Consider the following 16,718-nt stretch of genomic DNA (forward strand, 5'->3'; position numbering starts at 1 on the left):
TCATGCTCAAGGAACGAACATGAAAGCACTGATCGAAAAACAACTTGAAGAAAGCCTGCGTGACGCGCTGCTCGGGCTCTATCTGTCCTTGATCGATTCGGACGTTTCAAACAGCGGCGACATTAACACGCAGCTCAAGACCGCGAGTGACCTCTACCACCACTTGCTGCTGGACGTACTGGTCAGCCAGGACGTGCCGACCAGCCCGGTGGCTTGCGCTATCGCCAGCCTGCAGCAATACATCAACAGCATTCTGGATAGCATGGAGCAGGGGTATCAAACGGCAGTTGTTGCACCCGACCAGATTGAAACCTGGCGCACGGCGATGCATGAATACCAAGGCTGGGCAACTAACGAACGCCTGCACTATTTCCCGGCGGCCTATCTTGATCCAACGTTGCGCCAGAACAGCACCGAGAGCTTCAAGAAACTGGAAAACGACCTCAACCAGAACCAGTTAAGCATTGAGTCTGTACAAACCACGGTACTGGCTTATCTGAGCAGGCTGGAAGAAGTGGCAAACCTGAAAACCGTCAACGGTTACATCGACGGCAGCGTTTTCAGCGCCAGTACTTATTACTTTGTTGCTCGATCCAGAACGGCGAACACCTGGTACTGGCGCTCACTGGACATGACGAAAAGACCTAGCGTCCCTGAGTCACTCACCAGCCAATACGATGCGCCCGAACCCCAGGCCTGGTCGGACTGGAACCGCTTCGATCTGCCCTTTTCCGAAAGCGCCATTGAACACACTGTCCGTCCCGTGATGTTCAACAAGCGCCTGTATGTGATCTGGGCCGAATGCATCTTTCAAGACAAGGCCTCAAGCAACAGCGATCCAGCGAAGCCCAAGACCAACCCTTTATTCCGTCTGAATATGTGTTTCAAGAAATACGATGGAAGCTGGAGTACGCCCACAAGCTGCGTGCAAGCCTATGGGCTACATACAGAGATGCACACGCTGAGCGTGGAGCAAGTGCTGAAGGGCACACAGACTATCGCTGTCTACGATCAGAATAATGCGTGCCTGTTGGTCACGCTGTATGTCACTGACGTGCCATACGTCAAAAAGGCTGCGAAACATTTGCTCTGGATGTCGGCGCAGATCGACAAGGATGCCATCTCCAGATCCGACATTCGTGCAAGCGGTCTGCTAGAGGCTGACACAGACGTTCCTCTGAGAAATCTTGCCGAGCACTTTCCGCCGGGTGAGCAACGACAACTGCAATTTCTCCATGAAGCGCTTCAGAACGAGCGCATCGCCCCCAGCATCAACACTCACTTCGATGCGAAGACGGGAACCACTGAGTTCATCGACTTCGCCGGATCCGAGATCGAGTTCACGGAATCCGGCAGCACAGTCACTGAAAAACAAAAACGCTCGCCCATCCGAATGAACATCACGTTCGCCAGGCACCTGATCGAACGTGCCGAAGCCAGCATGGATGAGTTGCTGAGCTGGAGTTCACAGCACTTGCCCGAGCCGCCCTTCGAGGCGGGCGGCGATGCCGGGCAGATGGATTTCCATGGCGCCTACGGTCGTTATTTCTTCGAGCTATTTCTTTATTTGCCGTGGCTGGTGGCCCATCGTTTCAATCAGGAGCGGCAATACGCTCACGCCGAAAACTGGTTGCAGTACCTGTTCAATCCCGGTCGTAAAAAAATCGAGGGCGGCAGCCCTGATTACTGGAACTCAGTACCGCTGACTTCCAGCACTCCGGCGCCAGGGCAACTCAGCCATGCCATTCAGGGCCCGCAGGATCCGCATCAAATCGCACTGAGTCACCCGGTGCACTTTCGAAAAGCCTTGTACATGCTCCATATCGACATCTTGCTCAATCGCGCCGATGCCGCCTATCGCCGGTTGACCCCGGACGGTTTATCGCAGGCAAAGCTATGGTATGTCCGGGCAGCGGATTTGCTCGGGCCGCGCCCGGATATCCGCCAGACCAACATCTGGAACGCGATAACCCTCGGCGACTTCAGCAGCGAGATCAACGCGGATCTGCGCAGTTTTGAAAAAAAACTGAGCACCGAAAACAAAGACATATCGGCACAGGAAAATCTGGCACCTGAGGTGTGCGTGCGACCTTACGCCCATCCACCGTCGATCCATACCATCGATACCCCGCACCTGCGGTTGCCCTTCAATCCCGTATTGATCGCGCACTGGGACAGACTGGAAAGTCGCTTGCACAACCTCCGGCACAATCTCGATATCGTCGGCCGGCCCTTAAACCCTCCAATCTTCGGTTCAACTTCGGACTCGGGCGATCCATTGAGTACCAATCCGCCAAAAGCGGCGGAGCCCGGCAACGTCCAGCGCTCCGGTCTGGTGATTCCACCCTACCGCTTCAGCGCAATGCACGCCCAAGCCATGACGGCGGTGGAAAGTGTCATCCAGTTCGGCGCGACGCTGCTGTCCTTTATCGAACGTAGCGAGCAGGCCAGCTATCTGGAGCTGCAACAACACCATGTCTGGGACATCGCCAACATGGCCGTCGAACTGCAGACGCATTCCCTGACAATCGACCGCAAGTCCCGCGAGGCATTGCTTGCCGGTAGAGCCATCCTTGAGGGACGCCGGGACTACTACGGCAAGCTGGTTGATGAAGTCCTCAATCCTGAAGAAGTCGGCGCCGCCGTTGCCCATCTGACCGGGCGCATTGCCGAGGCTGGCGCGCATGCGGCACAGGCCGTCGGCCATGGATTGAAGCTCGTACCGAATATTTTCGGCCTGGCCGACGGAGGATTTCGTCTGGAAGGCGGCCCTATGGCTGTGGCAGCAGCGGCAATGGGTGCAGCCACTGCCGCCCACGGAACCGGCGAAGCGCTCGAACGGGCCGCCCAATACCGTCGCCGCCATCAGGAATGGATATTCGCCCGCGACCAGGTCACCCTGGAAATTGCCCAGATCGATGCCCAACTGGCGCTGGAGGCCGAAAAGGAAGCCGCCTCGCAACTGCTATTACGACAAACCCGGACAGCACTGAACCAAGCCCGCAACGCCTACAACTTTCTCAGCAAGCGTTTTACCAACTCACAGCTTTATCAGTGGTTCACCAATCAGCTCTCGAGCTTCTACTACCAGGTGTATGACTCGACACTCGCCCTGTGCCGACTGACGGAACAGTGTTGGCGCTATGAGCTGGCCGACTATTCAACCCCGCCCTTCTTTGAGCATCTGGCATGGAATACCACCTATCGGGGTCTGGGCCCCGGTGAGCGAATGAAGCTTGGGTTGCTGAAGATGAACGATGCCTACCTGCTGTGCCATGACCGCGAACTGGAGATTCGCAAGACCGTGTCGCTGCGACGACTCAAGCAGAAAGAGGACGATCTGCCAGGCGGGGCGAAATCCATCAACAAGTCTTGGGATGACATCGTCCCCGGGGATGGCGGCAACCCGGCGATGCAAGGCATCAAATTCGAGCTGGTGAACAATGGATCCTGCGAGTTCGAGTTGAGCCAATCGCTCTTCGACCATGACTATCCCGGGCACTGTCTGCGCCGGATCAAAAGCATCAGTGTTTCGCTGCCGGCCATCGTTGGCCCTTATGAAGATATCCGCGCCACGCTGACCCAAACCGCGAGTGAAGTGGTCTTGCCCGGCGACGGCAAGACTGTCCTCAAACAGGCAAGACTGAATCAGCAAATTGCACTGTCGACGGGCGTCGATGACAGCGGCCTGTTCATGCTGAACTTTCAGGATGAGCGCTTCTTGCCGTTCGAATACACCGGTGCGGTCTCGAAGTGGAAGTTGTCCTTTCCCAATCACCACTCGCAAAGAGCCATGCTCGAATCGCTCACCGATGTCATCGTTCACCTGCGCTACACCGCCAGGGTCGGAGGGCTCACGCCATGACCCAAGACTCTCAACTCATAGCAACGCCGCAGTCGCTACCCAAGGGAGGCGGTGCGATTCAATCGCTCGGAGTGGACATCGGCACGGTCGGTTCCAGCGGCGCGGCCACCTGCGAAATCGCCTTGCCGATCTCGGCAGGTCGCGGTTATGCGCCAGCACTGTCCTTACGCTACAGCTCCAGCCACGGCAATGGGGTATTCGGTCTGGGTTGGTACCTGCCAGTGCCGACCATATCCCGGCGCACCAGCCTGGGCGTACCGGCATACAACGATGAGGATTTGTTCGTCGGCCCCGAAGGCACGGTCTGGATGCCCGACCGGAACAAGGACAGCGGTGCGATCGAATCCACCCGGAAACACTACGCTGACGATACGACAAACCCCGTTCATAGCGTGGTGCGCTACCGCCCCCGGGTCGAGCGCGGCTTCGACCGTATCGAACACTGGGCGAGCGCTGATAACCCGGTCGGGTTCTGGCTGGTAGGCAGCGCGGATGGCCACCAGCACGTCTATGGCAAAACACCGTCGGCACGCCGCGCTGATCCGGCCCACCCTGATCATGTTGCGGAATGGTTGCTTGAAGAAAGCATGAATGCCCACGGTGAACACATCCTTTACGAGTACACCGCCGAGCCCCTCGCTACAGGCATCCAGTGTTACTTGACCCGTGTGCGCTATGGCAACGTCACTGGCGCTCCACAGCTTTACGCATTCACCCATCCATCCGCCACGGATCAACGCTGCCATTTCGAATTATGTTTCGACTACGGCGAACGTGCGACCACGCTGGAGGACAAACCTGACGTCGCCGGGCGAGCCATCGTAGAGGAGCGTCCAGATCCGTTCTCGGACTTTCGCTATGGTTTTGAGCTGCGCACCACACGCCTGTGCCAGCAGGTGCTGATGTTTCACCATTTCCCTGATGAAGAAAAAATGACCAGCGGCCCGGTACTGGTACGCCGCACTTTGTTCGAGTACCAGACCTCGCCCCTGTCCTGTAGTTTGCTGACCGCCGTGTTCAATCAGGCCTATGGCAGTGACGGCAATACCGATTACCTGCCTCCGCTCGAGTTCTCCTACACCCCGTTTGACTGGCAACCCGAGACAAACCGGTTCCAGCCCTTCGAAGTGCTGAACACGCTGCAACATCCGCCCTTGTTTCAGTTTGTCGACCTGTACGGCGAGGGTCTGCCGGGGATTCTTCAGCGGACTGAAAAAGCATGGCGTTACTGTGCCCCCAAACGTCATGAGGACGGCGGCGATCGTGTGGACTATCTGCCTGCGCAATTACTGCCACACATCCCCGTCGCTGACACCGGCAAATCTGTCCGGCAAATCCTTGGCCATTTCACCGGCAATGACCGGCCGGACTGGCTAATGCTCCAACCGGGCATCAGCGGCTTTTTCACCCTTGATGCTTTAGGCAAATGGTCGGGATTCACGCCCTTTGAGGCATTCCCCACAGAGTTTTTCCAGGCCAACGGACAGTTGGTCGATCTGATGGGGACGGGCCTCGGCGATCTGGCCATCATCGGCCCCCGCAGCGTGAGGCTGAATGCCAGCCTGGGCAAGGCAGGGTTCAAAATGGCAACCGACATACTGCGCATGCCTGATGACGATGACTTGCCCAGTGACAACCACTCCCCCAGCGAACTGGTGGCCTTCAGCGATGTGCTGGGCAGCGGCCAGCAACATCTGGTGCGCATTCGTCACAACGAAATGAAGTGCTGGCCGAATCTTGGACGAGGCCGATTCGGAACAGGCCGGGTCATTGCCCCACTTGATTTTGCCTACGAATCCTTCGATGCATCGCGCATTTTGCTGGCTGACCTGGATGGCAGCGGCGCCACCGACCTGATCTATCTGCAAGCCGATGGTGCCCGTATTTTCATGAACTGCTTTGGCAACGGACTGGCGGCACCGATCAAATTGCCTTGGCCGAATGGCCTGCACCTGGATCGTTTCTGTCAGGTGAGGGCAGCCGACCTGCAGGGAACCGGTTGCTCCAGCCTGGTGATCGAGATACCGGGAAGCGCGACGAGGTATTGGCGCTATGACTTCGTCAACGGTAAACCGTACTTGCTCGGTACAACCGACAACAACATGGGCGCCATTCACAGCATCCGCTATCGCAGTTCTGCCCAAGAGTGGCTGGATGAGAAAAAACAGTTACTGGCGAAAAACCAAAAAACGCTCTGTCGATTGCCGTTTCCGTTACCCGTGGTCAAGGAACAGACCGTGCACGACGAAATTACCGACAATCGATTGACCCGCCATTTCACTTACCGACGCGCAGCCTACGACAGTGCAGAGCGTGAGTTCCGCGGTTTCGGATTGCTTGAACAGACAGACAGCCTCGAGAGCGGATCCAGCCCCTACAGCGCTCATACCCCGCCAATGCTCAGCAAAACCTGGTTCCACAGCGGTGACACCATTGATCCACTGTTGCCGGTTTCGGACTGGCGTGACAAAGACGCGGTCGCCTTGAAACCAGCCATTCAGAACACAGGCGAAAGCTGGTCTCCCGACACCCACAAACGCAAGGCGGCGACAGCCCACTGGAAATCCCGTCAGCGTGAGATGGCCATCGCGTTGGCGGGCAGCGTCCTCCGTGAAGAAACTTACGCCCGCGATGCCGATGCCCGATCAGTGGTTCCTTACTCAGTGCAGACGTATCGTTATCAACTGAACGAACTCCGGGGACGCGGCAAGCACAGTCCCTGTTCCATCGTGCACCCCGTACTTGCCGAAACGGTACGCCTTGATTACGAGCGGATCGCCGATGATCCGCAATGCCGCCATACACTCAATCTGCAATGGGATCAGTACGGGTTTACCACCCACTCCATGGAGATCCGTTATGCCCGACGCAAACAGGCCACTGATGCCAGTCCCTTCACTGATGAGTGGCAACAACAATGGTGGCGTGATGCGCATGACGATCAACAGCAGTTTTACTACGTGCAGGAAAATCGAGAACGCTTCATTCATCTGAATGCAGGGCAGAGCCATCGCCTGGGATTGCCGTATCTACAATGCGCCCACGCCTTGAGATTGCCCAAGTCGCCGCTCCCCGACGGACTCGACCCCGCCGGCATCAACCATGAAAGCATGCTGAAACTGAGCGCCACCGCTCGCTGGAAAACCTTGCGCGTCTTGACCGCTCTGTCGGTGCTGCGCTACCGCGACAGCAAGACTGATGAAACATTGGCCGATGGCCAGGCAAGTATCGAAGCGCTGATGGATCATCGCGAAACTGCCGAGATCAACGACTTGGCACTCAAAGCCTTCGCCACACTCCAGACCGCGCCCCGTGCTGTTGATATCCGCGAAAAACTGCAAGCCAGCGGCTACCGGAATATGACCATCGCGCCGCCACTGCAAGACACATGGGCGATTGCCGCAGACCTCTGGTCGGTGCGACGCGATTACACCACTTACCAGGGCGCGGACGGTTTTTTCAGACCCAAAACGTTCAGCGCCAGCAGACAACAGGCGCCGACTACGATCGGCTATGACCGTTACCATTGCCTGATTACTTCGATCACGCTGCCGGATCAATGCACCACGCGAACACGCGCCATTGACTATCGAACCCTGAGCGCTACCCAACTGATCGACCCCAACGGCATCATCCGAGAAGCGCGTTACGATGGCTTTGGAAAAGTGCGCGTGCTCAGCCAGTACAAAAACATCGTCGACAAGCAACAGGGTTTCAAACCGCTCGACGCTCATCCGTTGAACACGTCAACTGTCGCCGCCATCGAGTCGCCTCAGCAGTCCTTGCAACAATCGGCCAGCGCATTTTTCTATGCCCCTCTGAGCTGGATGGGAACGGTGGCACCTGTCGATGCTGAACAAGAGTCGCAATGGCGCAATCAGGCGATTGCGTCCGGCGAATTGCTCCCGGGCGGTTTCATTCGCGCCAGCACCCGCAAACGCTTGCAGCAACTCGCAACCCTGACACCGGCGCAACGCTACTTGCGGCGTGAGACAAGCAACGCCGTGCGTGAACCGGTGCACAGTGTTGCATTGCAGGCTGATCGCTACCCGGACGCTGCCGGGCAACAGATCGGCATCATGATCGCCAGTCAGGACGGCTTTGGCCGGTCTCTGCAAAACAAACAGAAAGTCGATGCACGCTGGCGAGTCAGTGCACCGGTGGAATACGACAACAAGGGTCGTGTCATCCGTGTCTACCGGCCATGGTTCAGTGACGATTACCGCTACAGCCACGACGCGATAAAACGTACATCGGGCTATTGCGATCAGCAATTCTACGATCCCGCAGGGCGATTGATCAGGGTCATCAATGCCAGCGGTGATGAGCGCCGATATGCCTATCACCCTTGGTACACCCTGAGCGAGGACGAAAACGATACCCACGCCGACAAGCCTTTCGAGAACACGCTCTCGCTTGAGCCGGGAGACGCGTCATGAGCGCTCTTCATCGCCATACGCCGACCCTGAACGTCGTCGATAGCCGCGGGGTTCAAATCCGCCAGGTCAGGTACTTGTGCAATGACCCTTTCAGCCGTCCGCAGGCACGCATCAGCAGAAGCCTGCACGACATCTACCGGCAGTCCGTCGAGCACCATTCACCCACGGTCGATGCCAGTCCCTCCATCACAGATTTCAGCGAAATCACCAGCCTGTCCGGTGCGATCCTGCTGACCCGAAGCGCTGATGCCGGCTGGTGCGTCAGCCTGTTCGGGGAGGCTGGGCAACTTGAGGAAAAGTGGGATGCGCGCGGCAGTCACTGGCAGTTCGAACACGATAGCCTGATGCGTCCGGTAGTGATCCTCGAGCAACACAACGCAGGCACACAACAAGCCATGGAGCGCTTGGCCTACGCCGACGGCTCGGCCGACAATGCGCGCTACAACCTGTGCGGCCGTCTGGTTCGTCATGACGATAGCGCCGGCAGTCGAGCGTTGGCGGAGTACGATCTGCATGGCAACCTGATTGGCGAAACCCGGCGTTTGCTGAAACAGCCGCTCACGGGGGGCTGGCCAAAAATCCCTGAAGAGCGGGAACCCCTGCTGGAAAGTGATCCCGGCTTCTCGACAGCCTGGGAGTACGCTGTGACGGGTGAGCTGCGAATGCAAAAAGACGCCAGCGGGCATATCCAGCGTCGTGAATTCGATGTGGCGGGCCAGCTGAAGAAAATCACGTTGCAAAAGCACGATGACACCGGGCAAACGCTGCTTCTCGACCAGGTGACCTACAACGAGCAGGGGCAAATCACTTCGCAGAATGTCGGTGGCAAAATCACCCAGCAGACGTCTTACCAGCCCGCCAATGGCTGGGTGAAGGAACGCAAGGTGGCCACGGCCGATGGTCGAATCCTGCAATCAATGCACGTCGACTACGATCGGGTCGGCAATGTCGTGAGCGTTACGGATAGCAGCAAGGCCGAGCAACACCACACCAACCAGCGCATCCTCCCCGTCAGTACTTATGAGTACGACAGCCTTTATCAACTGATCCAGGCGACAGGACGGGAGATAAAAGGCGCGCGCGTGCAAGCGTCGCTCCCTGCCTGGCTCCCTGCGTCCGGTGACCTCAGTCGTTTGGTCAATTTCACTCAGCGATACAGCTACGACGCGCGCGGCAACCTCATAACGTTGCGGCATCAATCTGAAGGCAACAACTACACCCGCGCCCTGCAAGTCGCCGTCGGCAGTAACCGCGCCCTGCGCCGGAAAAAGGGCGATGTCCCACCCGATCTCGACAATGGCTTCGACGCCAATGGCAACCAGCTCGCCCTGCAACCGGGCCAGCCGCTGGAGTGGAATATCCGCAACCAACTGCAACGTGTTGCGGTGATCGAACGAGCCGATGGCGACGCCGACCAGGAAACCTATCTCTACGACGCCACTGGTCAACGCGTACGCAAACGTCAAATTCGAAAAGCCCACGCCACCACACATCTGCGCCAGACGCTGTATTTGCCGGGACTGGAAGTGCGCACTGACAGCAGGTCAACGCTTGATGTCATCACCGTCGACGCGGGAGCGTGCCAGGTCACGTGTCTGTACTGGAAAAAAGGCCGCCCTGACGCCATCAACAATGGTGCTCTGCGATACACCTTTAATGACCATCCCGCTTGCACGACCCTAGAACTCGATGGCGACGGCCAACGCATCAGCGAGGAAGGTTATTACCCTTTTGGTTCGACCGCATGGCGGGCGGCGCGGAGCGAAATCGTGGCCAACTACCGCACCGTTCGCTACTCCGGCAAAGAGCGCGATGCCAGCGGGCTGTATTACTACGGCTCGCGTTACTACGCGCCCTGGCTCCAACGCTGGATCAGTGCGGATCCGGCCGGGAGGGTAGACGGGTTGAATCTGTATGCGTTCGTCGCCAACAATCCACTGCGGTACAAGGATCATGCCGGCCTCTTCAAGTATGAAGTCGGCACTTTCAGTACCCAGCCCACAACCCCGGCCCCGGCGGCTACACGCGCTTCGGTTGCGCACAGCGCTTCCAGCGCGTATCTGGATCCTGGCGATCTTGAGCGTTACAGACTGGCCTATGACACGATCTGGACGACACGCTCATTACTTTCAAACGGCCCAGGCAATCAGATCGGCGCCATTTCCAACAGTCTGGAGCGGTCCTCAACAATGACCAATGCTCTGCGCGCCAACGTCGGGCAACCATCGGCCGTGCAGCCCTGGGCACAACACGCAGTGGCCGCTGCGACCGGCAATTGCGATGAATACGCTGTCGTCAGTTCCAGCCTGCTCTCATCCTCAGCACGCAACAGCCAGCTACTTCCCGTTCACCTCTCGGAAATTCCCGGACACAGATTCACGTTACTGGGAGACCCTGGCCTGGATCCGCTGGTCATCGATCCTTGGGTGATTTATCCAATGCCGCACTTGCTTTCGGAGAGTCGCTACCCCCAAGTAGCTTCAAGCCTCAACGTCACTCCGCGGATGCCGCAGGATCCTGCGTATGAAATTGCCATGGCTGACGTCGCTGCGCTCGCGCCGCTGTATACGCAACAGCCGCAACAAAATCCGACGCTGGTTAACGACCAGTTGGTGCAGGCCTATTCAACCGGGGCTTCAAGTACCTGGATATGGCATCAACTGACTTCCCAACAGCAGTCCACCGACATCAACATCAGCGACGGCTTCAATTTCTTCAATTTCGCTGAAGTCCCCGTGGGGCATCTCAACCAGATTGAGATTGAAACCCGGCTGGCTGATGACATAGGCAACATGTTCCCCGCGAACTACTTCAAGCGGTTCTGATTAAGCGTTCTGCCTTGATCGAGTTGGCCCAGGTCATGCCCTGCACGAGGCATGGCCTGGTTCCAGGTCGGTTATCGCGTGCCGCGCTGGCGCAACGCCGACGGCATAAAGTACGCATCCTCGGGCACCGGCTGGGCGAAATCCACGGTCTCGGCTTCTTCGTTGTCGAGGTTCTGCACGTAGTAACGACGGGCCTGCAAATCATGGAAAACGTCCAGCGCGCTCCACGTGGTGGGCAGGTCGTAGAAGTTTTTCAGGTAGGCCATCGACACGCGCCACAGCTCCCCTCGCCCGTCGTATTGATCGACCAGCGCAGCGCCCCAACTGTCTTCATCGAGGAACAACACGCGTTTCGAGTAGATATGCCGCGAGCCCGGTTTCAAGTTGCCTTCCACCACCCAGACCCGGTGCAGTTCGTAGCGGGTGTATTGCGGGTTGAGGTGGCCCGGGGTGAGCAGTTGCGCGTACTTCACGTCGGGGCTGGAAACTTTGTAGTTGTTGTAGGGAATGTAGATTTCCTGTTTGCCCTTGAGCTTCCACTCGTAGCGATCCGGCGAGCCGTTGAACAGGTCGGTGTCGTCAGCGGTGCGCAGGCCATCGGAGGAAGCGATCGGCGTGTCGTACGCGAGATTGGGCGCGCGGCGTACGCGGCGTTGGCCGGCGTCGTAGACCCAGGCCTGGCGCGGATCTTTGAGCTGGTCGAGGGTTTCGTGAACGAGGGCTGCGCCACCGGCCAGACGCGCCGGACTTTTTACGAAGGCGAGGTAGTAGAACAGGATGTTTTTCAGGTCGGCGAACTGGCCGTTCGGGCGGTAGTAGTTGAACAGTGCTTCCTGTTGCGACGTCACCAGCGCAAAGCTGCCGTTGCGCTGCACCGGCGCTTCGGAAGCGCGGCGCACGACGTAGATGCCGCGATAGCGAGTGATGTGGTTCCACAGCACTTCGACGCCGTCCTTCGGCACTGGAAACGGTACACCGCCGTAGGCATCGGAGAAACCGCTGCCGCCTTCGAGCAGTTTCGCCGAGGTCGCGTTTTTCAAGGTGTTGTCGTACAGCCACTGCGGCGCCGAGCCGGAGCGACGGGACGGGTAGATCGGCATCTGAAAGGTGTCGGGATAGCTATTGAACAGCGCGATCTGGCCGGGGCTGAGGTGGGCTTTGTATTGGTCGAGATTGGCTTTGGTGATGGTGAACAGCGGTTTGTCCGCCGCGTATGGATCGGGGTGATGCTGACCCGGTTTGTAGCCGGCCGGGGCTTGGGTGATGCCGCCCGTCCAGGCCGGGATGGTGCCGGCGGCGTTGCCAGCCCGCTCGGCGCCCATGGGGGTCAGGGTGGTTTTCAGTTGCTCGGCTTGTTGCGGGGTGATGGCGGCGAAAACGCTGCCGGCCAGCAGACTCATGACAAGCGCCAGCGTGGTCGTGGTCAATCGTGACGTGTGCAACATGACTTTCTCCAGAATGCGAAACCTGTGGGAGCGAGCTTGCTCGCGAAAGCGGTATATCAGTCGATACCTGTGTTGAATGTGCCGGCCTCTTCGCGAGCAAGCTCGCTCCCACAGGGGGATTAGGTGTTGCAGAAATCTCGTGTGCAGCTCAAAGGAAATACTTGAGGTTGAACCCGACGTTGTCGCGGTCGCGGATGCCATTGTTTTGTCCGCCGCCGTAGAACTCGGTGTACTGCAACTCGGCTTCAAGCTTGTTCTGGTAATTGGCCTTGATCCCCAGCGTGTAGGCCTTGCGACCTTCGATGGTGTTGCCGGCCTGGTAGCTGTTGCCCTGAAAGTCGTCTTTGTAAACGATGTAAGGCGAGACGTTGACCCCGGCGTACACGTCGTTCCACGTGCCGTTGAGCATCGCCGTGTAGCTGTAGGAATCACGGTTGACCTGATCATCGCGATCACCACCGGACACATAGGAATAGTTACCAGTCCCCGCGTAATAACGCGTGCTGCCGTCATAAGCGGTGTATTGCAGATTGCTGCCACGCAGGTGTTCTGATGCCAGTTCGAAGATGCCGAACAGCGAGTCGAACGAGGCCGTCGGGCCGAAGTTGTAGATGGTGCCCAGCGAGGTGTTGAACGCTTCGACGCGCTCGGCGTTGTTGATCTCGCTGTTGAGATTGACCATCTGTCCGCCGACGTTGATCGACCGGCCCGTCACCGCCACCGCCGCACCGTTGGCCAGGTCGCCGATCAAATCGTTAGTGGCCGCGACGCCAATCGGCAGGTTCGGCCGATAAGCGATTTCGCCAAACACCGAGGCCTCGCCCAGCGTGGTGTTGAAGCTGAAACCGTACATGCGGATGTCTTCGGCGTAACGACGATGCGCCTGAATGTTGCCCATCACATCGGCCGTGGCCAGACCACCGGCAAGCGCCCCGGCCTGATCGCCGGCAACGCCGGACAACAGGTTGGTCAGCGCATCCATGTCGATGCCCTTGTACCCGCCCAGATCCGCCGCGATGGTCGGTTCCTTGGCGTGGTAGTTGACCATGTACAAACCGAACTCGGTGCTGTTGAGCTGCTCGGCGATGTAGCGGAAAGCGAAGCCGAACTGACCGTCGTTGCGCGCGTTGTAGTCCTTGCCGATCGACGCCACTTTCAACGTGTTGCCGTACGCAGGCGTCACACCGTTGGCGTACAGCCCGGTGGTTTGCAGGGCCGAACTCAGTAACGGGTTGTTACCCAGCGCGCTGTACAAGCCGATGACGTTGCCAAACCCCGGCACCGGCGTGTCGAGCGCGGTGCCGCTGAAGTTGTTGTAACCGGTGTTGCCGCCATCGGCGAACAGGTCGGTCTGCGAATAGAAGGTGCCGACCGGATCGATGCGGGTTTCTTTCCAGTTGGTCTGGTAGAAACTCTCCATGGTCAGCGAATCGGTGAGGCCGACGTTGAAGCTCAGCGCCTCTACCGGCACCAGCACTTCCTTAACTTCGGCGCCGGGCAAACGGTACTTGGCCGCGTCCACCGGGTTGGTGGTGTTGATCCCGCCGCGATAGAAAATCCCCTCGCCCCAGTTGAACACTTGTCGCCCGACTCGGGCGGTCACCGGCATCTGCGCGACGTCCCAACTGCCGTGCACATACGCGTCGAGCATCTCGATGCGGCTGCCGGCAATATCGCGGGTCTGGCTGGTGAAACGGTCGTCCTGCGGGTAGCTCTGGCTCGGTTGCGAGGGGCTGTTGTTGTCGTAATAGTTGTTGCGCTTGTCCATCAGCTGCGTGTCATAAAACCCCGTGCCGCGCATGAACAAACCGTAGTTCTGATAGTTGGCTTCAAGCTCGGAAGTGATCTTGTACACCTCGGAAACCAGCCCGGTGTCGAAGTTGCGATTGCCGTCGTTGGTGTTGACGTCATCGTTGGATTTGTCGCGCCCCTGCACCCGCCACATACGACCGTACGACAACGTCGTGTCGATCGAACCGGTGACTTGTTTGTCCATGAAGCTGAACTCCACCGCGTGCGCCGCATCGACTGCGCACAGTTGCAGCAGCCCTGCCAGGCCGACACCGGGGAGCGCCGCGCCCGTCAGGCGCAATCGAGTGTTGATCATGTGTTCCTCCTTCCCTGTTTTTTATTGTTTTTTGTCCTGTCGCGGTGGCTAGGGCGCCAATCCCGCGCTGACGTAGATCCGGCTGTGCGCGCCGAAATGGCCGAGCAGTTTGAACAGCTGTTGATTGAGTGCCGGATGGTCGAAATCTTCGCGTTGCAGCTGATTGCCGCTGCTGAAATCGCTGGTCGCTGGCGCCGTTTCCAGCCATTGGCCGATCGCTTCGTCGAAGGCGGCGGAGTCGTCGACCGACTCGGCGCTGACCACTTCGCGCAGGTAGTCGACCGAGTACGGCGGATAGCTTTTGTCTTGAGCGACATCGGTGTAAGCGTCGAGCATCGGATGCGGATTGCCGGCACGCAGCAAACGCCGCAGCCAGGTCGATTGATACTTTTCGACTTCCATGTGCCGGGTCGCAACGCGTTCGATGGAGGCCTGTTTGTCGGCGGCGAAACCGGCCAGAGCCTTGCCTTCCAGCAGCAGAAGACTGGCGAGGTCGACGCCCGGCAATGGCTTGGCGTGATACGGCTGTGTCAGATCCTGAACGTGGTGCAGGCCCCAGCCGAGAAAGCGATAACCCCAATACGGATGGCCGCTGGCAAATGCCAGTCGCGCCAGGCCCATGTATTGATACGCGCGCCAGTCCGGCCAACTGCGTTCGAGGAATCCGGCAGCGGCATAGACCACCGGGCTTTCGTGGAAGAAGCCCATGTGGAACGGCGCTTGCGAGCTGTACTGGAAACGCTCGTCACCAAAGGGTTGCGGGCCGAAGCCGTAGCGCGCGCCAGCGTCGCCGGGGTTGTCAGTGAAGAGGTTGATGTCGTGGCCGTAATCCGGTTCGTCGGCGGCGCTGGCCAGCACCGCGAGTGGCGCGACTTTTTCGTGGTTGGCGACGACGATAAAGCGCTGGCGATTCCACGGTGACAGGGTTTGTTCGACCATGACTTGATTGGCCTGCAAATGCTCGCGCTCGGGCAGGTCTTTGCCGGGCAATGGCTGGATGACCATCGCCAGATGAATCTGCGGGTTGATGCGCAGCGCGGTGAAAAAGTCGTGGCGCAGATTGTCACTCGGCGTGGCCGGTAATTTCAGCGCATCGGGGCGTGGCGGGTATTGAGCGAAGTGATCGCGGGCGAAGGTTTCCTGCTCCTCCAGCAATGTGCTGACGGCTTGGTATTGCTGCGTGAGGAAGTTTTCCAGCGGCTCGACTTCCACCAGTGGCGCATCGCGCAACCCCGGCAGATCCTGCAACGCCAGGTAGCTGCCCACCGTATGGTTCGACCAGCCCCAAGCACTTGGGGCCGTTGCACAAAGCAGCAACAGGAGGAATGTCAGCTTCATTGCCGGGTTCTTATTGGAGGTGCCGTGGGGGATGAGCCTAACAACCGCCCCCGCCCGTGACACTGTCCGATCTCACCAGAAAAAGTCTCCGATGGCGCCAATTCAAATCTCAACACGATCCCTGTAGGAGCTGCCGAAGGCTGCGATCTTTTGATGTTGATCCTGAAAAAAAAGATCAAAAGATCGCAGCCTTCGGCAGCTCCTACAGGGGATTTGTGCTGTGTTTTTTAGGCGGGGTAGCCGGTGATTTTGCGGATGCTTTGGTACAGCGGTTTGAGCTGGCGGTACGCCATTTCAGGTGACGATACGATCCCTGTAGGAGATGCCGAAGGCTGCGACCTTTTGATGTTGATCTTAAAAAACAAGATCAAAAGATCGCAGCCTTCGGCAGCTCCTACAGGGGGAATTGTGGTGTGCTTTTTAGGCGGGGTAGCCGGTGATTTTGCGGATGCTCTGGTACAGCGGTTTGAGCTGGCGGTACGCCATTTCAGGTGACGATACGATCCCTGTAGGAGCTGCCGAAGGCTGCGATCTTTTGATGTTGATCTTAAAAAACAAGATCAAAAGATCGCAGCCTTCGGCAGCTCCTACAGGGGGATTGTGGTGTGTTTTTTAGGCGGGGTAGCCGGTGATTTTGCGGATGCTTTGGTACAGCGGTTTGAGCTGGCGGTACGCCATTTCAGGTGACGATACGATCCC

General features: G+C 58.3%; 7 protein-coding genes. 4 read left to right on the plus strand and 3 right to left on the minus strand.

Annotation, left to right across the window (positions count from 1 at the left end):
* The first annotated feature begins 19 nt into the window (after positions 1-19).
* From ACIOMO_RS25645 to ACIOMO_RS25655, 3 genes are read left to right on the plus strand one after another with little or no spacing between them, the layout of a single operon-like run.
* A complete protein-coding gene (locus ACIOMO_RS25645; RefSeq protein WP_401244267.1) occupies positions 20-3,865 on the plus strand; it encodes a neuraminidase-like domain-containing protein in 3,846 nt (1,281 codons plus the stop codon).
* Positions 3,862-8,304 (plus strand): SpvB/TcaC N-terminal domain-containing protein, encoded by a 4,443-nt coding sequence (locus ACIOMO_RS25650; RefSeq protein WP_401244269.1) that lies wholly within the window; start codon positions 3,862-3,864, stop codon positions 8,302-8,304. Before ACIOMO_RS25645 ends, ACIOMO_RS25650 begins: the two co-directional genes overlap by 4 nt.
* Entirely contained in the window at positions 8,301-11,129 is a 2,829-nt protein-coding gene (locus tag ACIOMO_RS25655) for an RHS repeat-associated core domain-containing protein (protein ID WP_401244271.1), read from the plus strand. Before ACIOMO_RS25650 ends, ACIOMO_RS25655 begins: the two co-directional genes overlap by 4 nt.
* Before the next feature lie 71 nt (positions 11,130-11,200).
* Here the strand turns inward: ACIOMO_RS25655 and ACIOMO_RS25660 are convergent, their stop codons facing one another.
* The 3 genes from ACIOMO_RS25660 to ACIOMO_RS25670 form a co-directional block, all read right to left on the minus strand.
* Entirely contained in the window at positions 11,201-12,529 is a 1,329-nt protein-coding gene (locus ACIOMO_RS25660; RefSeq protein ID WP_401244281.1) for a DUF1329 domain-containing protein, read from the minus strand.
* A 193-nt stretch (positions 12,530-12,722) separates the two neighbouring features.
* On the minus strand, positions 12,723-14,681 hold the full coding sequence (locus ACIOMO_RS25665; protein WP_401244273.1) for a DUF1302 domain-containing protein: 1,959 nt from the start codon (positions 14,679-14,681) through the stop codon (positions 12,723-12,725).
* A gap of 48 nt (positions 14,682-14,729) precedes the next feature.
* A complete protein-coding gene (locus tag ACIOMO_RS25670; RefSeq protein ID WP_401244275.1) occupies positions 14,730-16,019 on the minus strand; it encodes a phospholipase in 1,290 nt (429 codons plus the stop codon).
* 255 nt (positions 16,020-16,274) lie between these two features.
* Between ACIOMO_RS25670 and ACIOMO_RS25675 the strand changes: the two genes are divergently transcribed.
* A complete protein-coding gene (locus ACIOMO_RS25675) occupies positions 16,275-16,514 on the plus strand; it encodes a hypothetical protein (protein ID WP_401244277.1) in 240 nt (79 codons plus the stop codon).
* The last annotated feature ends 204 nt before the right edge of the window (positions 16,515-16,718 follow it).

It is taken from the genome of Pseudomonas sp. NPDC087804, assembly GCF_044742965.1.
Classification (GTDB): domain Bacteria; phylum Pseudomonadota; class Gammaproteobacteria; order Pseudomonadales; family Pseudomonadaceae; genus Aquipseudomonas; species Aquipseudomonas rustica.

Coding starts and splice junctions, on each gene's coding strand:
- ACIOMO_RS25645 (WP_401244267.1), top strand. CDS start 20: ATGAAAGCACTGATCGAAAAACAACTTGAAGAAAGCCTGCGTGACGCG.
- ACIOMO_RS25650 (WP_401244269.1), top strand. CDS start 3,862: ATGACCCAAGACTCTCAACTCATAGCAACGCCGCAGTCGCTACCCAAG.
- ACIOMO_RS25655 (WP_401244271.1), top strand. CDS start 8,301: ATGAGCGCTCTTCATCGCCATACGCCGACCCTGAACGTCGTCGATAGC.
- ACIOMO_RS25660 (WP_401244281.1), bottom strand. CDS start 12,529: ATGAGTCTGCTGGCCGGCAGCGTTTTCGCCGCCATCACCCCGCAACAA.
- ACIOMO_RS25665 (WP_401244273.1), bottom strand. CDS start 14,681: ATGATCAACACTCGATTGCGCCTGACGGGCGCGGCGCTCCCCGGTGTC.
- ACIOMO_RS25670 (WP_401244275.1), bottom strand. CDS start 16,019: ATGAAGCTGACATTCCTCCTGTTGCTGCTTTGTGCAACGGCCCCAAGT.
- ACIOMO_RS25675 (WP_401244277.1), top strand. CDS start 16,275: ATGCTTTGGTACAGCGGTTTGAGCTGGCGGTACGCCATTTCAGGTGAC.